At 59.9% G+C, this 23,534-nt stretch carries 17 protein-coding genes; all 17 read right to left on the bottom strand.

Translation table 11 applies throughout. From position 1 onward, the window contains the following. Nucleotides 1–8: 8 nt before the first annotated feature. The 17 genes from dnaE to ACQZ60_RS06240 all read right to left on the bottom strand — a co-directional run bounded on the left by dnaE (nucleotide 9) and on the right by ACQZ60_RS06240 (nucleotide 23,523). Nucleotides 9–3,509 carry a DNA polymerase III subunit alpha gene (gene dnaE, locus ACQZ60_RS06320; protein WP_448734924.1) on the bottom strand — a complete coding sequence of 1,167 codons (3,501 nt, stop codon included), beginning with the start codon at nucleotides 3,507–3,509 and terminating at the stop codon, nucleotides 9–11. Between the two features lie 531 nt (nucleotides 3,510–4,040). Then, the gene (locus tag ACQZ60_RS06315) at nucleotides 4,041–4,724 is read right to left on the bottom strand and encodes an ABC transporter ATP-binding protein (protein ID WP_003521506.1); all 684 of its coding nucleotides are present in this window, start codon (nucleotides 4,722–4,724) and stop codon (nucleotides 4,041–4,043) included. A gap of 15 nt (nucleotides 4,725–4,739) precedes the next feature. Further along, nucleotides 4,740–6,047, bottom strand: a complete 1,308-nt coding sequence (locus ACQZ60_RS06310) for a lipoprotein-releasing ABC transporter permease subunit (protein WP_003521507.1) — start codon at nucleotides 6,045–6,047, stop codon at nucleotides 4,740–4,742. Between the two features lie 124 nt (nucleotides 6,048–6,171). Then, the gene (gene proS, locus ACQZ60_RS06305; RefSeq protein WP_003521508.1) at nucleotides 6,172–7,494 is read right to left on the bottom strand and encodes a proline--tRNA ligase; all 1,323 of its coding nucleotides are present in this window, start codon (nucleotides 7,492–7,494) and stop codon (nucleotides 6,172–6,174) included. A gap of 655 nt (nucleotides 7,495–8,149) precedes the next feature. Next, complete coding sequence (locus ACQZ60_RS06300) at nucleotides 8,150–8,455, bottom strand: DUF1467 family protein (RefSeq protein ID WP_065653980.1); 306 nt, start codon at nucleotides 8,453–8,455, stop codon at nucleotides 8,150–8,152. 133 nt (nucleotides 8,456–8,588) lie between these two features. Then, nucleotides 8,589–10,256 (bottom strand): ribonuclease J, encoded by a 1,668-nt coding sequence (locus ACQZ60_RS06295; RefSeq protein WP_003521510.1) that lies wholly within the window; start codon nucleotides 10,254–10,256, stop codon nucleotides 8,589–8,591. A gap of 203 nt (nucleotides 10,257–10,459) precedes the next feature. After that, the gene (locus ACQZ60_RS06290) at nucleotides 10,460–11,200 is read right to left on the bottom strand and encodes a biotin--[acetyl-CoA-carboxylase] ligase (RefSeq protein ID WP_448734923.1); all 741 of its coding nucleotides are present in this window, start codon (nucleotides 11,198–11,200) and stop codon (nucleotides 10,460–10,462) included. A 26-nt stretch (nucleotides 11,201–11,226) separates the two neighbouring features. Next, nucleotides 11,227–12,669, bottom strand: coding sequence for an NADH-quinone oxidoreductase subunit NuoN (gene nuoN / locus ACQZ60_RS06285; RefSeq protein ID WP_003521512.1), 1,443 nt, complete (start codon nucleotides 12,667–12,669; stop codon nucleotides 11,227–11,229). A gap of 18 nt (nucleotides 12,670–12,687) precedes the next feature. Beyond that, nucleotides 12,688–14,199 (bottom strand): NADH-quinone oxidoreductase subunit M, encoded by a 1,512-nt coding sequence (locus ACQZ60_RS06280; protein WP_059762564.1) that lies wholly within the window; start codon nucleotides 14,197–14,199, stop codon nucleotides 12,688–12,690. Then, complete coding sequence (gene nuoL, locus ACQZ60_RS06275) at nucleotides 14,199–16,196, bottom strand: NADH-quinone oxidoreductase subunit L (RefSeq protein ID WP_035261474.1); 1,998 nt, start codon at nucleotides 16,194–16,196, stop codon at nucleotides 14,199–14,201. The genes ACQZ60_RS06280 and nuoL overlap by 1 nt, the downstream gene beginning before the upstream one ends. A 7-nt stretch (nucleotides 16,197–16,203) precedes the next feature. Next, nucleotides 16,204–16,512 carry an NADH-quinone oxidoreductase subunit NuoK gene (nuoK, locus tag ACQZ60_RS06270; RefSeq protein WP_003521516.1) on the bottom strand — a complete coding sequence of 103 codons (309 nt, stop codon included), beginning with the start codon at nucleotides 16,510–16,512 and terminating at the stop codon, nucleotides 16,204–16,206. Between the two features lie 28 nt (nucleotides 16,513–16,540). After that, complete coding sequence (locus ACQZ60_RS06265) at nucleotides 16,541–17,155, bottom strand: NADH-quinone oxidoreductase subunit J (RefSeq protein WP_003521517.1); 615 nt, start codon at nucleotides 17,153–17,155, stop codon at nucleotides 16,541–16,543. A 136-nt stretch (nucleotides 17,156–17,291) separates the two neighbouring features. Further along, the gene (gene nuoI, locus ACQZ60_RS06260; RefSeq protein WP_003496449.1) at nucleotides 17,292–17,783 is read right to left on the bottom strand and encodes an NADH-quinone oxidoreductase subunit NuoI; all 492 of its coding nucleotides are present in this window, start codon (nucleotides 17,781–17,783) and stop codon (nucleotides 17,292–17,294) included. A gap of 36 nt (nucleotides 17,784–17,819) precedes the next feature. Next, nucleotides 17,820–18,866, bottom strand: coding sequence for an NADH-quinone oxidoreductase subunit NuoH (nuoH, locus tag ACQZ60_RS06255; protein WP_003496451.1), 1,047 nt, complete (start codon nucleotides 18,864–18,866; stop codon nucleotides 17,820–17,822). A 13-nt stretch (nucleotides 18,867–18,879) separates the two neighbouring features. Then, nucleotides 18,880–20,961 carry an NADH-quinone oxidoreductase subunit NuoG gene (gene nuoG, locus ACQZ60_RS06250; RefSeq protein WP_448734922.1) on the bottom strand — a complete coding sequence of 694 codons (2,082 nt, stop codon included), beginning with the start codon at nucleotides 20,959–20,961 and terminating at the stop codon, nucleotides 18,880–18,882. Nucleotides 20,962–21,110: 149 nt separating this feature from the next. Beyond that, nucleotides 21,111–22,415: an NADH-quinone oxidoreductase subunit NuoF gene (gene nuoF / locus ACQZ60_RS06245; protein ID WP_020012329.1), complete on the bottom strand. Its 1,305-nt coding sequence runs from the start codon at nucleotides 22,413–22,415 to the stop codon at nucleotides 21,111–21,113. 10 nt (nucleotides 22,416–22,425) lie between these two features. Continuing rightward, complete coding sequence (locus ACQZ60_RS06240) at nucleotides 22,426–23,523, bottom strand: NADH-quinone oxidoreductase subunit E (protein ID WP_448734921.1); 1,098 nt, start codon at nucleotides 23,521–23,523, stop codon at nucleotides 22,426–22,428. Nucleotides 23,524–23,534: the final 11 nt, after the last annotated feature.

Raw genomic sequence — 23,534 nt, 5'->3', positions numbered from 1 at the left:
CTCAAGCCTCACACCAGTTCCACATCGACGACACCGGGCGCGGAGCGCAGCGCAGCGGCGATCTCCGGTGAGATGCGGTATTTCTCCGTCAGCTCCACCTCGATCTCGCGGCTGCCCTCATCCTTGATGACGATGAAATAGACCGAGCCATCGCCTTTCGTATTGAGGTGGCGGGCCACCGTTTTCAGCGGGCCGGAATCGCGCACATAAACACGCAACGCCTTCTGCATCTGCACGGATTTCTCTTCCAGCGACTGCGCCGTCTGGATACGCAGACCGATGCCTTCCGGACGCTCTTCCGCCTGCACGGTGATGACCAGCGATTTGCCGACCTCGAGCAGATCGCGGAACTGGCCGAGCCCTTCGGAAAACAGCACCGCCTCATATTGGCCCGATGCATCCGAGAAGGTGACGATGCCCATCTTGTTGCCGGTGCGGGTCTTGCGCTCCTGCTTGCCGGTCACCGTGCCGGCCAGACGCCCGGCAGTCGCACCCTGTTTCACCGCGGCGGAAAAATCGGCGAAATTCTGCACCCGCAGCTTTTCCAGCACGGGGCGGTAGGTATCGAGCGGATGGGCGGTGAGGTAAAAACCGAGCACCTGATATTCACGCAGCAGCTTTTCGGAGGCGAGCCAGGGCTGGAAGGCGGGAAGGATGAGCTTTTCCGGGCCGCTTCCACCACCGGAGCCAAACATGTCCGATTGTCCAATGGTGCGGTTGTTCTGCGCCATCTGCGCATAACCGATAATGCGGTCCAGCCCGCCGATCAGCTCGGCGCGGTCGCGGCCGAAACAATCGAAGGCGCCGGCATTGATCAGGCTTTCCAGTACACGCCGGTTGATCTGCTTGGGATCGATGCGCAGGCAGAAATCCTCAAGGCTCGTGAACGGCTTGCCGTCGCGTACCTGGACGATGTGCTCCACCGCCCCCTCGCCCACGCCCTTGATGGCGGCGAGCGAATAATAGATGCGGTTCTCGCCCGTCTCGAATTGCCGGAACGACGTCTGCACCGAAGGTGCGACGACCTCGATGCCAAGACGGCCGGCATCCTGGCGGAAATCGTTGAGCTTTTCCGTGTTCGCCATATCGAGCGTCATCGAAGCCGCCAGGAACTCCACCGGATAATGCGCCTTCATATAGGCGGTCTGGTAGGACACGATGGCGTAGGCGGCGGCGTGGCTCTTGTTGAAGCCGTAATTGGCGAATTTCGCGAGAAGGTCGAAGATGGTGTTGGCCTGCGGCTTCGAGACGCCGTTCTCGATGGCGCCGTCGACGAAACGCTCGCGCTGCTTGTCCATCTCCTCCTTGATCTTCTTGCCCATGGCGCGGCGCAGAAGATCGGCTTCGCCGAGCGAATAACCGGAGAGGACCTGGGCGATCTGCATCACCTGTTCCTGATAGACGATAACGCCCTGCGTTTCCTTGAGCAGATGGTCGATGGTGGGGTGGATGGACTCCAGCTCCTCCTCGCCATGTTTGCGGGCGTTGTACACCGGAATGTTTTCCATCGGGCCGGGCCGATAAAGCGCCACCAGTGCGATGATGTCCTCGATGCAGTCCGGCCGCATACCGATCAGCGCCTTGCGCATGCCGGCACTTTCCACCTGGAACACGCCGATGGTTTCGCCGCGCGAGAGCATCTCGTAGGTTTTGGCGTCATCCAGCGGAATCGCCGCGAGATCGACCTTGATGCCGCGCTTGGCAACGAAATCGACGGCGACCTTCAGCACCGTCAGCGTCTTCAGGCCGAGGAAGTCGAATTTGACGAGGCCGGCGCTTTCCACCCATTTCATGTTGAACTGGGTGACCGGCATATCCGAGCGCGGATCGCGATACATCGGCACCAGCTTCGACAGCGGGCGGTCACCGATGACGATACCGGCGGCATGGGTGGAGGCGTGGCGGTAAAGCCCTTCGATCTTCTGGGCGATATCCAAAAGGCGGGCGACGACCGGCTCCTTGTCCGCCTCTTCCTGCAGGCGCGGCTCTTCCTCGATCGCTTTCGACAGGGGTGTCGGGTTGGCCGGGTTGTTGGGCACCAGCTTGCAGATCTTGTCCACCTGCCCATAGGGCATTTCCAGCACGCGGCCGACGTCGCGCAAGGCCGCGCGTGCCTGCAGCGAACCGAAGGTGATGATCTGCGCCACCTGCTCGCGGCCATATTTGGCCTGCACGTAACGGATCACCTCTTCGCGACGGTCCTGACAGAAGTCGATATCGAAGTCGGGCATCGAAACGCGTTCGGGATTGAGGAAGCGTTCGAACAGCAGCGAGAAGCGCAGAGGATCGACGTCGGTAATCGTCAGCGCATAAGCGACAAGCGAGCCCGCACCCGAACCGCGGCCCGGCCCGACAGGAATATCGTGCTGCTTGGCCCATTTGATGAAGTCGGCAACGATCAGGAAGTAACCGGGGAACTTCATGCGCGAGATGACGCCGAGTTCGAAATCCAGCCTGTCGCGATAATCCTGCTCGGTATAGCCAGCCGCCATGCCGAGCGCCGCCAGCCGCTGATCCAGCCCCTCCACCGCCTGGCGGCGAAGCTCTTCGGCTTCGGCGTGTTCCGCCGCCTCCGGGTCGTCGCTGGCGCCGGTGAAACGCGGCAGGATCGGCCCGCGCTTCTTCAGCACATAGGAGCAGCGCAGCGCGATCTCGACGGTGTTTTCCAGCGCCTCAGGAAGATCGGCAAACAGCGCCGCCATTTCCGCCCGACTTTTAAGATAATGGTCGGGCGTGAGCCGGAACCGGCTGTCATCGGAGACGATGGCGTTATGCGCCACTGCCATCAGCGCATCATGCGCCTCGTAATCGGCCTTGGAAGGGAAAAACGCCTCGTTGGTGGCAACCAGCGGAATATCATGGTCATAAGCAAGGCCAATCATGCGCCGCTCATGGGAACGGTCATAACCGGACTGGCGCTGCAATTCGATATAAAGCCGGTCACCGAAGAGTGACTTCAGCGTCAGCAGCCGTTCCTTCGCCTGAGCAGGGTGACCTTCCTTCAAGGCCATATCCAACGGACCGCCGGAGGCGCCTGTCAGCGCGATCAGGCCGGCATTGGAGGCTTCCTCCAGCCATGCACGGGTAATATGCACGGAATGGCCGCTGCCCTCGCCTTCCAGATAGGCGCGGCTGACGATATCCACCAGCCGCTCGTAACCTTCGGCATTGGCGGCAAGGAGCACTATGGCGGGAAGTTTCTGAAGGTGGCTGTTGTGGTTGCGGCGGTCCTCCGCCGCATCCTGCATGTCGATCGACAGCTGGCAGCCGATGATGGGCTGCAAACCTTCGTCGCGCGCCTTTTCGGAAAATTCCAGCGCGACAAAGAGGTTGTTGGTATCGGTAATGGCAATGGCCGGCTGGCCGTCCGCGACGGCCTTGGACATGATTTTCTTGAGGGGCAAGGCCCCCTCAAGCAGGGAATAGGCGGAATGAACCCGCAAATGGACGAAACCGGGAGTTTTCAGCGTTTCGCCAGAGGTCTCTCCACGCACAACCGCATCGCCCATATCATCATCCTGTCATTCTGAATCGAGGGGGCGATTTTCCGATTTCCGGCGCTCAAAGTCCACCGCTTTACGGCGTCCATACAGGTTTCTGCGCCGGCGTGCCCTTCACAGGGCGGTGAGGATCACCGAAAAGCTGGCTACGAAGACAGCGATGGAGGCAAAAGCGGCAACGTCACGGATGAAATCAGTCATTGGTCTCTCCTTACTCGTTATGTTCCAACTTTGTTCTCATTTTGTTCGATTGTCAACAGGGTTTTGCTGATATTCCCCTTGCTAATGCAGCAGAATCGCCTTCGGTTCCCGCAGGGGGAACAGCAAACCCCTGACTCCAAAGCGAAAAAACCCGGAGGCAAAAACACCGCCGGGTTCGGAAAAAATTCAAATGTGGAGAACAGGCGTTCTCTGGAGGAATCGACTCGCCAGCTTGGCGCAACCCGTCCGGGAACCTTCGTTCACCTCAATTGGCGACAACGATCGTTTCGAGCACGACGGAAAGATTGACGCACGAGGGACGCGCCTCGCGCATCAAGCTCAGAAATCGACGATCTTGCCGTCGGCGAGCGTCACACGCCGGTCCATACGGGCGGCGAGTTCATGATTATGGGTGGCGATCAGCGCCGCAAGGCCGGATTGGCGTACCAGCGCCTCCAGCGCGTCAAAAACATAATGCGCTGTTTCCGGATCAAGATTACCGGTCGGCTCATCGGCGAGCAGCAGCAGCGGCGCGTTGGCGACCGCGCGGGCGATGGCGACACGCTGCTGTTCACCTCCGGAGAGTTCCGCCGGGCGGTGCTCACCGCGATGCCCCACCCGCATATAGTCGAGCAGTGCACTGGCGCGCTTGTGGGCTTCGGCCTGTGTCAGACCGGCGATGAGCTGCGGCATCATCACATTTTCCACCGCCGAGAACTCCGGCAGGAGGTGATGGAACTGGTAGACAAAACCGATATCGCTGCGGCGGATCGCGGTTCGCGTTTCATCCGGCAGGTCATTGCAGGGTGCGCCGTTAATATAGACCTCGCCGGCATCTGGATGTTCGAGAAGTCCCGCCAGATGCAGCAGCGTGGATTTGCCGGTTCCCGAAGGGGCGACCAGCGCCACCATCTCGCCGCTCTTCAATTCGAAATCAGCCTTGCGCAGAATGGAAAGCGACGTCTCGCCCTGACCATAGGTTCTCTCGACGCCAGTAAGCCGCAGCACTGTTTTTTTTGCCATATTGCGAAGCGGTCCTTATTCGTAACGCAGGGCCTGCACCGGATCGAGCTTGGAAGCCCGCCATGCTGGAAAGATCGTTGCCAGGAAAGAGAGCGTCAGCGCCATGATGACAACGGAAATGGTCTCGCTGATATCCATTTCGGCCGGAAGCTGGCTCAGGAAATAAAGCTGCGGGTCAAACAGCACCGTGCCGGATATCCAGGAGAAGAACTGCCGGATGGATTCCACATTGAGGCAGACGATGACGCCGAGCGCCACGCCGGCAAAGGTGCCGACCATGCCGATGGCCGCCCCGGTCATGAAGAAGATGCGCATCACGGAGCCGGAGCTTGCGCCCATGGTGCGCAGAATGGCGATGTCGCTGCCCTTGTCCTTCACCAGCATGATGAGGCCGGAAATGATGTTCAGCGCCGCCACCAGAACGATGAGGGTGAGGATCATGAACATCACGTTTCTTTCCACCTGCAGGGCGGAGAAGAAGGTCTGGTTCCGCTGTCTCCAGTCGGTGATATAAATCTGCCGTTCGGCGGCCTGCTCCACCAGCGGGCGGATTCCGTCGACATCGTCGGGGCGGCTGACATAAAGCTCGATGGACTGCACGAGGCCTTCGGCATTGAAATAAAGCTGGGCTTCGGACAGCGGCATATAGATCATCGAGGCGTCATATTCCGACATACCGATCTCGAAGACCCCGGATATCTTGTAGGATTTGACGCGCGGATTGACGCCCATCGGCGTCACGTCGCCTTCCGGGGAAATGAGGGTAATGTCGTCACCGGCCGTTACGCCCAGCTGGGCGGCGAGCCTTGAGCCGACGAGAACGCCATCTCCGGCCATGAAGCCAACCAGATCGCCGGTCTTGATGTTGGTGGCGACTTCCTTGACCTTGTCGATATCTTCCTGACGCACGCCGCGCACCAGAGCGCCGGAACCCGCGCCGCCGCGGCCGGAGGCGAGCGTTTGGCCCTCCACCAGCGGCAGGGCCATGGTGACGCCGGGAACGGCGGCAAACTTCTTCGCCAGCTCATCATAATTATTGAAGGGCTGGTCGATAGGCTGCACGATCATATGGCCGTTGATGCCGAGAATGCGCGAAATGAGCTCGGTACGGAACCCGTTCATCACCGCCATGACGATGATGAGCGTCGCCACGCCCAGCATGATGCCGACAAAGGAAAAACCGGCGATGACGGAAATGAACGCTTCCTTGCGCCGCGACCGCAGATAACGCCAGGCCACCATGCGTTCAAAAGCGGAAAACGGCCGGGCAGTCTTTGCCCCGGCGGAAACAGCCGCACCCTTGTCAGCCTCGGCTTGTGCCATGTCGTCTCCCTGATCTCAAACTGCAAGGCCGGTCTTTTCCGAAAACCGGCCCATATTTCTGCGGCATCTGCGTTACGAAACCGGAGCGGACTTCGGGTGAAGCCGCTCCGTCTTCAGCTCGCTCTTAGCCGAGCACCCTGTTCATCGCCGCCTCGATCGTCACGGTCTCCCGCTCGCCGGTCTTGCGATCCTTCACTTCGACTTCGCCATTCGCGACCGAACGCGGGCCGACGATGATCTGCAGCGGCACGCCGATCAGGTCGGCGGTGGCGAATTTCTGGCCTGCACGGTCGTCCGTGTCGTCGTAAAGAACATCCTTGCCGGCGTTGGAGAGCGAGTAATACAGCTTTTCGCAAGCCGCATCACAGGCAGCATCGCCAGCCTTCATGTTGATGATCACGACATCGAAGGGAGCGACCGAAGCCGGCCAGATGATTCCGTTCTCATCATGCGATGCTTCAATGATGGCGGGAACAAGGCGTGTCGGCCCGATACCATAGGAACCCATGTGGACAGGGTGTTCCTTGCCATCCTTACCCTGCACTTTCGCGCCCATCGGCTCGGAATATTTGGTGCCGAAATAGAAGATGTGGCCGACTTCGATACCGCGCGCGGAAAGGCGCTCGCCATCGGGAATGGCGTTATAAGCGGCTTCGTCATGCATTTCGGACGTGGCGGCATAATCGGCCGTCCACTCGTCGAATACGCCCTGAAGCGCCGCGACATCGTCGAAGTCGGTGTTTTCGGCGGGAATGGCGCGGTCGAGGAAGCTCTTGTGGCAGAAGACTTCGGATTCGCCGGTATCGGCCAGAATGATGAATTCATGGCTGTGATTGCCGCCAATCGGGCCGGTATCGGCACGCATCGGAATGGCGCGCAGGCCAAGGCGCTCGAAGGTGCGCAGGTAAGCCACGAACATCTTGTTATAGGAATGAATCGCGTCTTCCTTGGTCAGATCGAAGGAATAGGCATCCTTCATCAGGAACTCGCGCGAACGCATGGTGCCGAAACGCGGACGCACCTCGTCGCGGAACTTGAGCTGGATGTGATAGAGGTTCAGCGGCAGGTTCTTGTAGGACTTCACATAGGACCGGAAGATGTCGGTAATCATCTCCTCATTGGTGGGGCCGTAGAGCATCTGACGATCCTGACGGTCCTTGATGCGCAGCATTTCCTTGCCGTAGTCATCGTAACGGCCGCTTTCTTGCCAGAGCTCGGCCGATTGCAGCGTCGGCATCAGAAGCTCGATGGCGCCCGAGCGATCCTGCTCCTGGCGGATGATCCGGTTGACCTTGTCCAGCACGCGCTTGCCGAGCGGCAGCCAGGAATAGATGCCAGCCGATTGCTGCCGGATCATGCCGGCGCGCAGCATGAGGCGGTGGGAGACGATCTCCGCTTCCTTGGGGTTTTCCTTCAGGATGGGCATGAAATAACGGCTGAGACGCATGACGGCTTCCATTGATGCGGACGACAGCGCGCAAACGCGCGGGAATCGCCCCGAATAGAGGGATATTGGCGCCGGATATAGCCGTTTCCGGCCAAGATGAAAACCCGCCATGAAAAGAGCGTTAAAGGCGATTTTGCGGTATTTTCGCGATAGCTAATTCGCGTCAAAACGCTTTGATCGGAATATTATTCTTGATCCGGTGCGACAAATTGCACCACGGAGAATTTTTTGCCGACTGTAACAAATATGCAAAAAATGAGATGACAAGCATGGGGGTTTGAGCTAGCTTTAGCTTACAAAAGAGGCAGGAAGTTTAAATTCTTGTCATTTTCGCGGTCAGTCTTGGGAGGATCAGATCTTAGGCGCGCTCGTTCGCAGCCCCGGCAACGGTTACAGATCACGCGAAACCTGGAAAACAAGGCTGAAAGGCCTTGTTTTTTTTTGCTTCCATGCAAACAACCCCGCCCCGCCGCTATATTCCGGTAAAATTATGGCGGTGAATCAGGCACCGAGCACGTTCCTGCTGTGTGCACGAGAGATATGACATCCATATGACAGAATCCCGGCCATATCCGCCGGAAACTGCCGCGACCATGGGCTCACCGCCAGTCTGAGTGCGCAGATGCGCGCGAACGGCGATCACCTGCGCAGCTTTTCAATCGAAAACGGGAATAATTCTCGGCAGGTCATCGAGGCTGACGCCGAACCACCAGGTTCCGCCGTACCACAGCCCACAGATCAGGGCCGAGATCACGGTCGTCCACAAAACGATCCGCCCGCCCCTGAACCTTGATGGCGCACTGGCAACCGTGCCCAGCGCCACATCGCCCTCCTCATCCTGAGTGCGCAGGCCAATCGGCAGCACGATGAAAAGCACCGTCCACCAGACGATGAAATAAACGGCGAAGGCCGAAAGAAGCGGCATGTGATCCTCCTGCACAATGGGCTTCTTGTAACGCATTCATCCGCAGATCGGAATCACTTCTCCGCAAGAAACCCTAAAAGAAAAACAGAAGGGCCGCGCTTTGCGGCACGGCCCTGGAATCATCGGGAAAGAGACAGACGCCCCGGCCGATTGCCGGGAAGCTCCCGGCTCAGACCTTGGTTACAAAAACCGTCACGATCGGCTTCTTGCCCCAGCTCTGGTTGGCGGCGGCGCGCACGGCGCGACGCACCGCTTCGCGCAGCAGATCCAGATCCTTGCGGCGGGCACGCGGAATGCTTTCGACGGCGCCGAGAACGGCGTCATAAAGCGTGTCTTCCATCGCCTCATCCTCGTCATCGAATTCCGGCAGGCCGAAGGGCACCACATCGGGATCGCCGAGGAAATCGTAACGGCTATCCAGCACGACATTGACGGCCACATGGCCGGCGAAGGACAGCTTGCGGCGGTTGCTGATGCCCATCTCGTCCATATCACCGACGAGATTGCCATCCTTGAAGACGCGGCCATGCGGGACGTCGTCGATGACTTCCGCCGGACCCGGTGCAAGGCGCAGAACATTTCCGTTGCGCACCTTCGGCACCTGCGAAATGCCGGCCTGTTCGGCCAGTTCCTTCTGCGCCACCAGATGCGCCGCCTCGCCATGGACGGGCACGACGATCTGCGGCTTCGTCCATTCATACATCTTCAGAAGTTCATTGCGGCGCGGATGGCCGGAGACATGCACCAGCGCCTCATTGTCGGTGACGATATGGACGCCCTGCTCGATGAGGCCGTTCTTGATGTCGATGATCGCCTTCTCATTGCCGGGGATGGCGCGCGATGAGAACACCACCGTATCGCCGGAAGCCAGCGCCACATTGCGCATCTCGTCGCGCGAAAGCTTGGCGAGTGCGGCGCGCGGCTCGCCCTGCGAACCGGTCAGGATCAGCACCACCCGGTCGCGCGGAATATAGCCATATTCGTCTTCGGCGAGGAACGGCTTAATGCCTTCCATGATGCCGAGATCCTGTGAGACGTTGACGACGCGCTTCAGCGACGAGCCGAGCAGCAGCACCTCGCGGCCGGCTGCTTCCGCGGCCTGCGCAATCGAGCGGATGCGACCGACATTGGAGGAGAAGGTGGTGACGGCCACACGACCCTCGGCATTTTCGATGATCTGCCGCAGGCCTTCGGAAACCTCGTGTTCGGAGGGCGACACACCATCGCGCACCGAATTGGTGCTGTCGCACATCAGCGCCAGCACGCCTTCTTCGCCGATGGCGCGGAAACGGGCCTCATCCGTCAACGGACCGAGCGACGGTGCTTCGTCGATTTTCCAGTCGCCGGTGTGGATGACATTGCCGAGCGGCGTGCGGATGACCAGCGACATCGGCTCCGGAATGGAGTGGTTGACGCCGACAGCCTCGATTTCGAACGGACCGACATTGATGCGGTCGCCCGCCTTGAAGATCGTCACCGGAATTTCGGCGCGCGTGCCCTCATAGGCGCGCTTGGCTTCCAGCATGCCGGCGGTGAAAGGCGAAGCATAGACCGGCACGTTGAGGCCGGGCCACAGATCGTTCAGCGCGCCGTAATGGTCTTCATGGGCGTGGGTGATGATGATGCCCTTGAGGTTCTTTTTCTGCTCGGCGATATAGCTGATGTCAGGCAGTACCAGATCGACGCCCGGCAGGTCCGGGCCGGCGAAGGTCACGCCGCAATCCACCATGATCCATTGGCGCTTGCTTTCCGGCCCGTAGCCGTAAAGCGCCAGATTCATGCCGATTTCACCCACGCCGCCAAGCGGCACAAAGACCAGTTCGTCCTGTTTAGCCATTGTTTTTCTTATCCATTCACGAAAGCACGCAGGCGACGGCAATTGGCCGCGCCCGCCGCGCTCTTAAGCATCGGACCTGTTAAACCATCTGATCGACCGGGCCGATGCGGAACCGGTTTGTCACCCTGCTTTTCATGAGCCGCAGGAAAGCTCCAACCCGTCGAAAGCGGTTCGGCGCGGGCCTTCGGGTCGCGCCGTTCACCTCATCCGAAAAACACGTCGCCGGCGGCAATCGAGCGCCTTGCGCCCTCATCCTCATCCAGCAGCAGATAACCATTATCATCAATCCCGACGAAACGCCCGCCAATAGAACGGTCCGGAAAGTTGACGGTGATATGTTCGCCGATACCGCAGGCGGCGGCACGCCAGCCAGCCGTGATGCCGGCAACGCCCCTGCCCTCGTCCCAATCCCCCAGCACCTCCGCCGTCTCGCGGAAAAGATGGGCGAACAATTCGTCGGGCGAGCAGGACGCCCCATGTTCGGAGAGCATGGTGACGGGGTAAAGCGGATTTTCCGGCTTATGGGCGATATTGATGCCGATGCCGATGACGATGGCGCGCCGGCCATCCGGCAGCAGCTCCGCCTCCATCAGAATGCCGCAGGTCTTGCGGCGACCGATCAGAACGTCGTTCGGCCATTTGATTTCGAGCGGCTCACCACCCGTCGGCAGCACCGCGCGGATGGCGCGATAAACAGCCAGCGCGAAGGCAAGCGGCAGAGACCCTATGCGATCCATCGGAGCGGGATCGATCAGAAGAAGCGAGGCGTAGAGATTGCCGGGTTCGGAGACCCATGGACGGCCGCGACGGCCGCGTCCGCCAGTCTGGCGGATGGCGGTGATCCACAGATTGCCGCCATCGCCCGCCCTTGCCTGGGCGAAACATTCCAGATTGGTCGATGGCGTTTCCGCCATCGCCTCGTGCCGGAAGTCATCGATGGACATCCGGCCCGTATGCTTGTGCGTGCTGCTCAAAAGAAGGTCTTCGCCGCAACTGTCACCGCGTTGCCGAGTGCACCGCCGAAGACGATGAAGGCGACAACGAAGAGGCCGGAAAGCGCGTAAACGACTTTGAGTTCGCCGGCGGGACGCTCGAATTTGTCCTTGGCCTCATCGAACCACATGACCTTGACGACGCGGATATAATAATAGGCGCCGACAACAGAGCCGATCACACCGATGATGGCGAGCGGATAGAGCTTCGCCTCGATGGCTGCGAGGAAGACATAATACTTGCCGAAGAAGCCGGCGAGCGGCGGGATACCGGCAAGCGAGAACATCAGGATCGTCAGCACAACCGCCATGAAGGGGTTGGAGGACGAAAGACCGGCCAGATCCTCGACAGTCTCGACATTGCCGATTTCCTTGCGGCGCATGGAGAGAATGCAGGCGAAGGTGCCGAGCGTCATGACCATATAAACGGTCATGTAGAGGATGACGCCAGCCACACCGGCTTCAGTGCCCGCAGCGAGACCGACCAGCGCATAACCCATGTGACCGATGGAGGAATAAGCCATCAGGCGCTTGATGTTCTTCTGGCCGATTGCGGCAAAGGAGCCGAGCAGCATGGAGGCGATGGAGATGAACACGACGATCTGCTGCCAGTCGGCGAAGACCGGCTGGAACGCCTCGATGACGATGCGAACGAGGATCGCCATGGCGCCAATCTTCGGCGCAGCCGACAGGAACGCCGTTACCGGGGTCGGCGCACCTTCATAAACGTCCGGCGTCCACATGTGGAACGGCACGGCCGAAATCTTGAAGGCGAGACCGGCGAGAACGAAGACCAGGCCGAAGACCAGACCGAGGGAACGGGTTTCCGAGGCCAGAACCTGCGCGATTTCGGTGAAGCCGGTATTGCCGGTGAAGCCGTAAACCAGCGACATGCCATAAAGCAGCATGCCGGAAGACAGCGCGCCGAGCACGAAATACTTCAGGCCCGCTTCCGTAGAGCGCAGGCTTTCACGGTTGATCGCGCAGACGACATAGAGCGCCAGCGACTGCAGTTCCAGCGCCATGTAGAGCGAGATCAGGTTGTTGGCCGAGATCATCAGCAGGATGCCGAGGGTCGCAAGAACCAGCAGCACCGGATATTCGAAACGGCCGATGGGTTCGAAACGTCCCTGACCGACGGCGAGAATCATGGCGGTGATGGAGCCGATCAGCGCCAGTACCTTCATGAAGTTGCCGAAGGCATCGGCGATGTAGACACCGCCGAAAGCCACGCCCGAAGCGGGGGCAAAGATGATCCAGAGACCGACGACGAGCAGGAGGGCAACGGCAAGGCCGGTGACCGTCGTTGTCGACTTGTCGCCCGAGAAGACGCCAATCATGAGCAGCGCCAGCGCGCCGACCGCAAGGATCAGCTCGGGCGTCGCAATGTGCAGACTGGCAAAAAGGATTTCAGCGGTCATGTCCAACGGGTCCTGTCGTCAATTCATAGAGAGCGCAACATTTTGCGCCGCCTGCAATGCAGCCGTATAGTTGTTTACCAGAAGATCGACCGATGCGGCTGTCGCATCGAACACCGGCGCCGGATAGACGCCGAAGAAGATCGTCAGCACAACCAGCGGATAAAGGATGACCTTTTCGCGGGTCGACAGATCGAGCATCGACTTCAGGCTTTCCTTCTCCAGCGCACCGAAGATCACGCGGCGGTAAAGCCACAGCGCATAAGCGGCCGAGAGGATGACGCCGGTTGCCGCAAACAGCGCGACCAGCGTGTTGGCCCGGAATACGCCGATCAGCGTCAGAAATTCACCGACAAAGCCGGAGGTGCCGGGCAGACCGACATTGGCCATGGTGAAGATCATGAAGGCGACGGCATATTTCGGCATGTTGTTCACGAGGCCGCCATAGGCCGCGATCTCGCGGGTGTGGAGACGGTCATAGACAACGCCGACGCAGAGGAAGAGCGCGCCCGAGACGATGCCGTGCGACAGCATCTGGAAGATCGCGCCCTGCACGCCCTGAACGTTGGCGGCGAAGATGCCCATGGTCACGTAACCCATGTGGGCGACGGAGGAATAGGCGATCAGCTTCTTGATATCGTCCTGCATCATCGCGACCAGCGAGGTGTAGATGATGGCAAGAACCGACAGCGTGAAGACGAAGGGGGCGAAATAGTCAGAGGCCAGCGGGAACATCGACAGCGAGAAGCGGATGAAACCGTAACCGCCGAGCTTCAGCATGACGCCGGCAAGGATGACGGAACCTGCGGTCGGCGCCTGCACGTGGGCATCCGGCAGCCAGGTGTGCACCGGCCACATCGGCATCTTGACCGAGAAGGCCGCGAAACAGGCAAGCCACAGCCAGGTCTGCATACCAGCCGGGAAGCCGTATTTCAGAAGTTCCGTCATGTCGGTCGTGCCGGCCTGCCAGTACATGGCCATGATGGCGAGCATGGTCAGAACCGAGCCGAGCAGCGTGTAGAGGAAGAACTTGTAAGATGCGTAGACGCGATCCTTGCCGCCCCAGACACCGATGATGATGAACATCGGGATCAGCGTCGCTTCGAAGAAGACGTAGAAAAGAACCGTATCCAGCGCCACGAAGACGCCGACCATGACGACTTCCAAGAGCAGGAAGGCGATCATGTATTCCTTGACGCGCTTCTCGATCGAATCCCAGCTTGCCAGCACGCAGAAGGGCATGAGGAAAGTGGTGAGGATGACGAACAGCATGGAGATGCCGTCGACGCCCAGATGATAGGCGGCGATGTTGCCGAACCAGGCGTGTTTTTCCACCATCTGGAAACCGGGGTTCGAATTATCGAAACCGATCCAGACGAAGAGCGACACCAGGAAGGTGAAAACGGTCGTCAGCAGCGAGACATTGAGAATGTTGCGGCGACCGTAGGGGCCGTTCTCATTCGTCAGAAGCAGGAGCACCACGCCGACGAGCGGCAGAAAGGTGACCGTTGAAAGAATGGGCCAATCGGTCATCAGAGGGCACTCCCGAGCATCATCCAGGTGACAAGCGCCGCGATGCCGATCAGCATCGCAAAGGCATAATGATAGAGGTAACCGGATTGCAGGCGGACCATGCGGTTGGTCACGTCAACCACACGCGCTGCAATGCCGTTCGGTCCATAGTGGTCGATGACGGCGACGTCGCCCTTCTTCCACAGGAAGCGACCGAGCGCCTTGGCGGAACGAACGAAGAGGAAGTCGTAGAGTTCGTCGAAGTACCACTTGTTCAAGAGGAACTGGTAGAGGCCGCGATGGGTCTCGGCCAGACGCTTCGGCGTCTCCGGCGACTTGATATACATGTACCAGGCGGTCACGAAACCGAGCGCCATGGCGAAGAACGGGCTCCACTTCACCCACAGCGGAACGTGGTGGAACTCTTCGAGGATCTCGTTTTCCGGAAGTGTGAACAAAGCGCCCTTCCAGAATTCGGCATATTCATGACCGAAGAAATAACCTTCGAAGGCCACACCGGCGAAGATCGCACCGACGGTGAGGATGAAGAGCGGGATCAGCATGACCATCGGCGATTCATGCACATGGTGCATCACGTCGGCCGAAGCGCGCGGCTTGCCGAAGAAGGTCATGAAGGCCAGACGCCAGGAGTAGAAGCTGGTGAACAGGGCCGCGATGACCAGCAGCGTGAAGGCGACGCCGGAGAGAACCGAATGCGAAGCATAAGCGGATTCGATGATGACGTCCTTCGAGAAGAAGCCGGCAAAACCGATCATCGTGCCCGGAATACCGACGCCGGTCAGCGCCAGCGTGCCGACGGTCATGGTCCAGAAGGTGATGGGGATATGCTTGCGCAGGCCGCCCATGTAACGCATGTCCTGCTCACCATCGACTGCATGGATGACCGAGCCGGCGCACAAGAACAGAAGAGCCTTGAAGAAGGCGTGCGTGAAGAGGTGGAACACGGCAGCACCATAAGCGCCGACGCCGAGCGCCACGAACATGTAACCTAGCTGCGAGCAGGTCGAATAGGCGATGACGCGCTTGATGTCGTTCTGCACGAGGCCGACGGTTGCCGCGAAGAAGGCGGTGATCGCGCCGATCAGCGTCACGACGGTCAGCGCATCATGCGACAGTTCGAACAGCGGCGACATGCGGGCGACGAGGAAGACGCCGGCGGTGACCATGGTTGCGGCGTGAATGAGGGCAGACACCGGGGTCGGGCCTTCCATCGCGTCCGGCAGCCAGGTGTGCAGCAGGAACTGCGCCGATTTACCCATGGCGCCCATGAAGAGCAGCAGGCACACGCCCGTCATCGCATTGGCCTTGTCCAGCTGCATGCCGAACAGGTTGATGACGGTTTCCGAGGAGGCAGCGCCTTCAGCCGGCAGATAGGTCGCGGCAGCAGCGAAGATCGTTTCGAAATTGATCGAGCCGAACAGCACGAACACGCCGCCAATGCCGAGAATGAAGCCGAAGTCACCGACGCGGTTGACGATGAAGGCCTTCATGGCGGCAGCCGATGCGGACGGCTTCTTGAACCAGAAACCGATCAGCAGATAGGACGCCAGACCCACGCCTTCCCAGCCGAAGAACATCTGCAGCAGGTTGTCGGAGGTCACCAGCATCAGCATGGCGAAGGTGAAGAGCGACAGATAGGCGAAGAAACGCGGACGATGCGGATCGTGGTGCATATATCCGATCGAATAGAGGTGCACCAGCGTCGAGACCGTGTTGACCACGACGAACATGACAGCCGTCAGCGTATCGATGCGGAAGGCCCATTCGACATCGATGCCGCCGGACTGGATCCAGCGCAAGACCGTAACCTTGATCACCTCGCCCGGCTCGCCATGGGCAAGCGCGACGGTGAAGAACACGATCCACGACAGGATGGCGACCACGATCATCAGACCGGTGGTGACATATTCCGAAGCCTTGGCGCCGATGGAGCGGCCGAACAGGCCGGCGATCAGGAAGCCGATCAGTGGAAGAAAGACGATAGCCTTGTAGATCATAGCCTTATCAGCCCTTCATCATATTGACGTCTTCGACGGCGATCGATCCGCGGTTGCGGTAGAAGACAACGAGTATTGCAAGACCGATGGCCGCTTCGGCGGCTGCGACGGTCAGAATGAACAAAGCGAAGACCTGACCGACGATATCGTTCAGGAAGGCCGAGAAGGCCACCATGTTGATGTTGACCGCCAGGAGGATGAGTTCGATCGACATGAGGATGACGATGACGTTCTTCCGGTTGAGGAAGATGCCGAAGACGCCGATCGTGAAGAGGATCGCGCTGACCGTCAGGTAGTGGGAAAGACCGATTTCCATGTTCTGTTTCCTTGGATCCGTTCGCGCCTCAGATGCCCTGGCCCGGCTTGACCTTGACCGTGGTAACGGCGGTCTTCGGGTCGCGGCCGACCTGGGTGGAGATATCCTGCCGCTTGATGTCGGTGCGATGACGCAGCGTCAGCACGATGGCGCCGATCATGGCCACCAGCAGCACGAGGCCGGCGAGCTGGAAGAAGTAGACGTAATTGGTATAGAGCACGTCGCCGAGTGCGGCCGTATTGGTGCGTTCGGTGACAGGCGGGATCGGCATGGTGATGGACTTGGCCGCAATCGGGTTCAGCATGCTGCCACCGACCACGACGATCAGTTCCGCCGCAAGAATGACACCGATCAGCGCGCCGACCGGGGCATACTGCAGCACGCCCGAGCGAAGCTCGGCGAAATCCACATCCAGCATCATGACGACGAAGAGGAAGAGCACCGCCACGGCGCCGACATAGACCACCAGCAGGATCATGCCGAGGAACTCGGCGCCCGTCAGCAGGAACAGCGCGGCTGCGTTGAAGAAGGTCAAAATCAGAAACAGCACCGAATGAACAGGGTTCTTCGATGCGATGACCATGAACGCAGACGCCACGGCGACGAAAGCGAATATATAAAAGAATACAGCGTGCAGACCCATGTTGGTGCCTTCTTGTCCTCATCGGGCAAAGATGGCTCGAAGGCCCCTCACCCGTTTCGTCCCCGCCGGCGAAAACCGCGCAGGCATTTTACTTTTCATCGCTCTCCGGGGTCTCCCCCGGAAAGGCGGTTGCGCCTTAACGGTAAGGCGCATCCAGTGCGAGGTTGCGTGCGATTTCACGCTCCCAGCGGTCGCCATTGTCGAGAAGCTTCTGCTTGTCGAAATAAAGCTCCTCGCGGGTTTCCGTCGCGAATTCGAAGTTCGGGCCTTCGACGATGGCATCCACCGGGCAGGCTTCCTGGCAGAAACCGCAATAGATGCACTTCACCATGTCGATATCGTAACGCACCGTGCGGCGGGTGCCGTCATTGCGGCGCGGGCCGGCTTCGATGGTGATCGCCTGAGCGGGACAGATCGCTTCACACAGCTTGCAGGCGATGCAGCGCTCTTCACCGTTCGGATAACGGCGCAGCGCATGCTCACCGCGGAAACGCGGAGAGACCGGGCCCTTTTCGAAAGGATAGTTCACCGTTGCCTTCTGTTTGAAGAAGTGGCGCATCGTGAGCAGGATTGCGCCCACGAACTCCTTGAGGAACAGTGAATTGACGGCTTGGGAGAGGCTTGCCATCTCAGTCTCCAGATTTCTGAGCGAGGAGTACGGACTTCAACCGGCCCACCCCGTCAGCTTCAATACAAATGCAACAATAACGACCATGGCGAGCGACAGCGGCAGGAACACTTTCCAGCCGAGACGCATGAGCTGGTCATAACGGTAACGCGGAACGAAAGCCTTGGTCAGAGCGATCATGAAGAAGACCATGCAGCCCTTCAGCGCGAACCAGACAATGCCCGGAACCCAGTTCAGGAACCACACATCCACGATCGGCAGCCAGCCGCCCATGAACAGGATCGTCGTCAGGCAGCAGATCAGGACAATCGCAGCATATTCGCCGAGCATGAACATCATGTAAGGCGTGGATCCATATTCGACCATGTGACCGGCAACCAGTTCCGATTCCGCTTCCGGAAGGTCGAAGGGCGGGCGGTTGGTTTCGGCAAGGCCCGAAATGAAGAACACGATGAACATCGGGAACAGCGACAGCCAGTGCCAGTCGAGGAACGAGGCCGGCAGGCCGAGCATGGTGCCGAGGCCGGTCTTCTGGGCCAGAACGATGTCCGTCAGGTTCAGCGAACCGACGCAAAGCAGAACGGTCACGATGACGAGGCCGATCGACACTTCGTAGGACACCATCTGCGCGGCAGAACGCAGCGCGCCGAGGAACGGGTACTTCGAGTTCGAGGCCCAGCCGCCCATGATGATGCCGTACACTTCAAGCGAGGAAATCGCGAAGATATAGAGAATGCCGACATTGATATTGGCGACGACCCAGCCTTCGTTGAAGGGAATGACGGCGTAGGTGGCGAGCGCCAGCGTCACCGCAACCAGCGGCGCCAGAAGGAAGACGGCCTTGTTGGCGCCGGCCGGAATGACCGGTTCCTTCAAGATGAACTTCAACAGGTCGGCGAAGGACTGGAAGAGACCGAAGGGACCAACGACGTTCGGACCACGGCGCAGCTGCACGGCCGCCCAGACCTTGCGGTCAGCGAGCAGCAGGAAGGCGATGGCCACCAGAAGGCAAACGAGAAGCAGCAGGGACTGGCCGACCATGATCAGCGCGGGCCAGACGTAGCTCCAGAAAAACTGTTCCATAAATCCCCTACCCTTACTCTGCCGCAGCCTGGAAATTGTTGCGGGCCAATGCGGAGCACTCGGCCATGACGGCGGATGCGCGCGCAATCGGGTTCGTCAAATAAAAGTCTTTAACCGGCGAGGCAAACGCCGACTTGTTGAGCGAGCCGGTCTTGCCGGCCAGCGCTTCGATATCTTTGCCGTTGCCGGCGATGATCTCGTCGGTTTCCGCCAGATGCGGATGCGCGACGAAGAGCTGGCCGCGGAGCGCCGACAGCGAATCGAACGGCAGCTTCTTGCCGAGAACATCGGACAGCGCACGCAGGATCGCCCAGTCTTCGCGGGCTTCGCCCGGTGCGAAACCGGCGCGGTTGCCCACCTGCACGCGGCCTTCGGTGTTGACCCAGATACCGGATTTTTCGGTATAGGCCGCGCCCGGAAGGATGACGTCGGCGTTCATCGCGCCCTGATCGCCATGGCTACCGATATAGACGGTGAACTTGGCGCCCTTGTTCGACAGGTCGAGTTCATCGGCGCCGAGCAGGAAGAGAACGTCCATGGAGGCGACCATTTCAGCGGCGGCAACACCGCCCTCGCCCGGCACGAAGCCGATATCGAGACCGCCAACGCGGGCAGCTGCGGTGTGTAGAACCGAGAAGCCGTTCCACTCTTCGGTGACAGCACCTACCGAGGTAGCAAGCTTGGCGGCGGCAGCCAGTACGGCTGCACCATCGGCACGCGCCAGCGCACCCTGACCGATGATGATCAGCGGGTTCTTGGCGGATTTCAGCTTGTCGATGAAGCTGTGCGAACCATTGGCCAAGTCGGACAGCGTCTCAGCGCCGGAACCGAGATATTCGTAATTGTAGCGCAGTTCGCCGGCTTCACCGATCACGCCGATCGGGAAACCGCCGCGACGCCAGCGCTTGCGGATGCGGGCGTTGAGCACGGCCGCTTCGTAGCGCGGGTTGGAACCGACGATCAGCAGGGCGTCTGCCTGTTCGATACCTTCGATGGTGGAGTTGAACAGGTAGCTTGCACGGCCGAGCGACGGATCGAGTGCAGCGCCATCCTGACGGCAATCGACATTGGCCGAGCCGAGCGACGCCAGAAGCGACTTCAGCGCGAACATTTCTTCAACGGAGGCCAGATCGCCGGCAATCGCGCCGATCTTTTGGCCGTTGGTCACGGCAACCGCCTGCTTGATCGCACCGAAAGCTTCACCCCAGCTTGCCGGCTGCAGACGGCCATCCTTGCGGACGTAAGGCCGGTCGAGGCGCTGCGTCTTCAGGCCATCCCAGATGAAACGGCTCTTGTCGGAAATCCACTCTTCGTTGATCGCCTCGTTGACGCGCGGCATGACGCGCATGACTTCGCGGCCTCGTGTATCGACGCGGATGGCCGAACCGAGCGCATCCATCACGTCGATGGTTTCGGTCTTGTTCAGTTCCCACGGACGGGCGGTGAAGGCGAAGGGCTTGGAGGTGAGCGCGCCGACCGGGCAAAGGTCAACAACGTTGCCCTGCAGCTCGGAGGTCATGGCCTGCTCGAGATAGGTGGTGATTTCGGCATCTTCGCCGCGGCCGATGAGGCCGAGTTCGGCAATGCCGGCCACTTCCGTGGTGAAACGGACGCAGCGCGTGCAGTGGATGCAGCGGTTCATCACAGTCTTGACGAGCGGGCCGATATATTTGTCTTCAACCGCGCGCTTGTTTTCCGCGTAACGCGAACCGGCGATACCGAAGGCCATGGCCTGGTCTTGCAGGTCGCATTCGCCGCCCTGGTCGCAGATCGGGCAATCAAGCGGGTGGTTGATGAGCAGGAATTCCATCACGCCTTCGCGGGCCTTCTTGACCATCGGCGTGTTGGTGAAAACCTCAGGCAATTCGCCGTTCGGGCCGCCGCGAACGTCGCGAACGCCCATGGCGCAGGATGCGGCAGGCTTGGGCGGTCCGCCCTTCACCTCGATGAGACACATGCGGCAGTTACCCGCGACCGACAAGCGCTCATGAAAACAAAAGCGCGGAACTTCAGCGCCAGCCTCCTCGCACGCCTGCAACAGCGTGAAATGATCCGGAACCTCGATCTCTTTACCGTCAACCTTGAGCTTTGCCATGGTTCTACTTACGTCCTGTTGCCTGTTCGTCCCATGTCTCACACGGTCCGCAACAAATCCTTAATCACGCCCGGCACTCGTATCGTCTGCCAGACGCTTCATGGTGTCGCGAGGCCGGAAAATTCCGGCTCCGCCTGAAGCCTCAATGCTTATTCAGCGGCTTCCAGAACAGCGCCATCATCCATGGCCCTGTAGGTATATTGGTCGATGCGCTTTTCGATTTCCGGACGGAAATTGCGGATCAGCGCCTGTACCGGCCATGCGGCGGCGTCGCCGAGCGCACAGATGGTGTGGCCTTCGATCTGCTTCGTCACTTCGAACAGCATGTCGATTTCGCGCTTCTGGGCATTGCCCTTGACCATGCGCTCCAGCACGCGCCACATCCAGCCGGTGCCTTCGCGGCACGGCGTGCACTGGCCGCAGCTTTCATGCTTGAAGAAGGCCGCGATGCGGGCAATCGCCTTGATGACGTCGGTGGACTTGTCCATGACGATCATGCCGCCGGTGCCGAAGGAAGACTTCACTTCGCGCATGCCGTCGAAATCCATGATTGCGTCCTTCATGTCCTCACCGCGAACGATGGGGCAGGATGCGCCGCCGGGGATGACGCCGAGCAGATTGTCCCAGCCGCCGCGAATGCCACCGCAATGGTGTTCGATCAGCTCGCGGAAGGACAGGCCGAGCGCATCTTCGAAGGTGCAGGGACGCTCGACATGGCCGGAGACCATGAACAGCTTGGTGCCGACATTGTTCGGACGGCCGATGGACGAGAACCAGGCCGCACCGCGACGCAGGATGGTCGGCGCAACGGCGATGGATTCGACGTTGTTGACGGTCGTCGGGCAGCCGTAAAGACCCATATTGGCCGGAAACGGCGGCTTCAGGCGCGGCTGGCCCTTCTTGCCTTCGAGGCTTTCGAGCAGAGCCGTCTCTTCGCCGCAGATATAGGCACCCGCGCCGTGATGGACGTAGATGTCGAAATCCCAGCCGTTCTTGTTGTTCTTGCCGAGCAGGCCGGCATCGTAGCACTCATCGATGGCCGCCTGAAGCGCTTCACGCTCACGCATATATTCGCCGCGAACGTAGATATAGGCGGTATGCGCACCCATGGCGAAACCGGCGATCACGCAGCCTTCGATCAGCGTATGCGGATCGTTGCGCAGGATTTCGCGGTCCTTGCAGGTGCCGGGCTCGGATTCGTCGGCATTGACGACGAGATAATGCGGGCGGCCGTCATTTTCTTTCGGCATGAAGGACCACTTGAGACCCGTCGGGAAGCCAGCGCCGCCGCGACCGCGAAGGCCGGAAGCCTTCATCTCGTTGATGATCCAGTCACGGCCCTTTTCGATGATCTGCTTGGTGCCGTCCCAATGGCCGCGCGCTCTCACGCCCTTCAGGGACTTGTCCTTGAGGCCGTAGAGATTGGTAAAGATGCGATCCTGATCTTTTAACATGCTTCACCTCTTACCGCGGCTTCTTGCCGAAGACCTTGATATACTCGGCTTCGCCACCCTTGGCGAGCGCCTCGGCCTGCTTGATCCACTCGTCGCGTTCGATGCGGCCCTTGAAATTCAGATAACCGTCGACCCAGTCGCATTCGGCTTGTCTCCAGCCGGCGATCTGCGCATAGGTAAAGATGCCGAGCTCGTGCAGCGTGCCTTCGATCTTCGGACCGACGCCGGAAATGAGCTTCAGGTCGTCGGGCGTTGCCGGCTTTTCGATGCCTGCCGGACGATCCTTGGAATCGAGCGACGGCTTCGCAGAGCCCGAAGCTTCCTTTTCGGCAGTCTTCACATTCGCTTCAGCAGCCTTCGGCGCGGTCGCCGGCGTCTTCAGCTTCGGATCGGTTTCCGGGGCGTCCGTCTTCGGCTTGGCGGCGTTGGACGGCGGAACCGGTGCAGCGTCCGCAACCACTTCGGCCGGCTTGTCGAGATTGGAGCGATCCGGCTTGATCTCTTCCGTCAGCGTCGTCAAGCCGCCGACCGGGACCGACTGGTGACGGTCGATCTGCGGGCCGGTCTTGATGGTGTCGCCCTTGCCTGCCTCGAACGTATCGATGATCTCTTCCAGACGCTCGGGCGTCAGGTCCTCATAGGCATCCTTGAAGATGATGACCATCGGCGCGTTGACGCAGGCGCCCTGACATTCCACTTCTTCCCAGGAGAGCGTGCCGCTCTCATTGGTGTGCAGCGGATCGTGGTGGATCTTCTTGCGGCAGACATCCATCAGCGCTTCCGAGCCGCGCAGCATGCAGGGCGTGGTGCCGCAAACCTGAACGTGGGCGCGCGTGCCGACCGGCTTCAGCTGGAACTGGGTATAGAAGGTCGCCACTTCCATGACGCGGATATAGGCCATATCCAACATGTCGGCGATTTTCTCGATGGCGGCGCGGGTAACCCAGCCGTCCTGCTCCTGCGCGCGCATGAGCAGCGGGATGACCGCCGATTGCTGGCGTCCCTCGGGATATTTCTTGATCGTCTTTTCAGCCCATGCGGTATTTTCCGCATTGAAGGCAAACGCCACGGGCTGGAACTGATCTTCGGCTAGTCGACGAACGGACATACTTCCTCACG

This window comes from Agrobacterium sp. 22-223-1 (assembly GCF_053522385.1).
The sequence above is the reverse complement of the archived record's forward strand: the minus strand, read 5'-3'. Positions and strand labels throughout refer to the sequence as shown.

Bases quoted from the DNA above. Each gene is read 5' to 3' on its own strand.
- nuoN (WP_003521512.1), bottom strand. From the start codon at position 12,669: ATGACCGCTGAAATCCTTTTTGCCAGTCTGCACATTGCGACGCCCGAG.
- proS (WP_003521508.1), bottom strand. From the start codon at position 7,494: ATGCGTCTCAGCCGTTATTTCATGCCCATCCTGAAGGAAAACCCCAAG.
- ACQZ60_RS06310 (WP_003521507.1), bottom strand. From the start codon at position 6,047: ATGGCACAAGCCGAGGCTGACAAGGGTGCGGCTGTTTCCGCCGGGGCA.
- ACQZ60_RS06265 (WP_003521517.1), bottom strand. From the start codon at position 17,155: ATGGGTCTGCACGCTGTATTCTTTTATATATTCGCTTTCGTCGCCGTG.
- dnaE (WP_448734924.1), bottom strand. From the start codon at position 3,509: ATGGGCGATGCGGTTGTGCGTGGAGAGACCTCTGGCGAAACGCTGAAA.
- ACQZ60_RS06240 (WP_448734921.1), bottom strand. From the start codon at position 23,523: ATGTCCGTTCGTCGACTAGCCGAAGATCAGTTCCAGCCCGTGGCGTTT.
- ACQZ60_RS06300 (WP_065653980.1), bottom strand. From the start codon at position 8,455: ATGCGTTACAAGAAGCCCATTGTGCAGGAGGATCACATGCCGCTTCTT.
- nuoH (WP_003496451.1), bottom strand. From the start codon at position 18,866: ATGGAACAGTTTTTCTGGAGCTACGTCTGGCCCGCGCTGATCATGGTC.
- nuoK (WP_003521516.1), bottom strand. From the start codon at position 16,512: ATGGAAATCGGTCTTTCCCACTACCTGACGGTCAGCGCGATCCTCTTC.
- ACQZ60_RS06280 (WP_059762564.1), bottom strand. From the start codon at position 14,199: ATGACCGATTGGCCCATTCTTTCAACGGTCACCTTTCTGCCGCTCGTC.
- ACQZ60_RS06295 (WP_003521510.1), bottom strand. From the start codon at position 10,256: ATGGCTAAACAGGACGAACTGGTCTTTGTGCCGCTTGGCGGCGTGGGT.
- nuoI (WP_003496449.1), bottom strand. From the start codon at position 17,783: ATGGCAAGCCTCTCCCAAGCCGTCAATTCACTGTTCCTCAAGGAGTTC.
- nuoL (WP_035261474.1), bottom strand. From the start codon at position 16,196: ATGATCTACAAGGCTATCGTCTTTCTTCCACTGATCGGCTTCCTGATC.
- nuoF (WP_020012329.1), bottom strand. From the start codon at position 22,415: ATGTTAAAAGATCAGGATCGCATCTTTACCAATCTCTACGGCCTCAAG.
- ACQZ60_RS06315 (WP_003521506.1), bottom strand. From the start codon at position 4,724: ATGGCAAAAAAAACAGTGCTGCGGCTTACTGGCGTCGAGAGAACCTAT.
- ACQZ60_RS06290 (WP_448734923.1), bottom strand. From the start codon at position 11,200: ATGTCCATCGATGACTTCCGGCACGAGGCGATGGCGGAAACGCCATCG.
- nuoG (WP_448734922.1), bottom strand. From the start codon at position 20,961: ATGGCAAAGCTCAAGGTTGACGGTAAAGAGATCGAGGTTCCGGATCAT.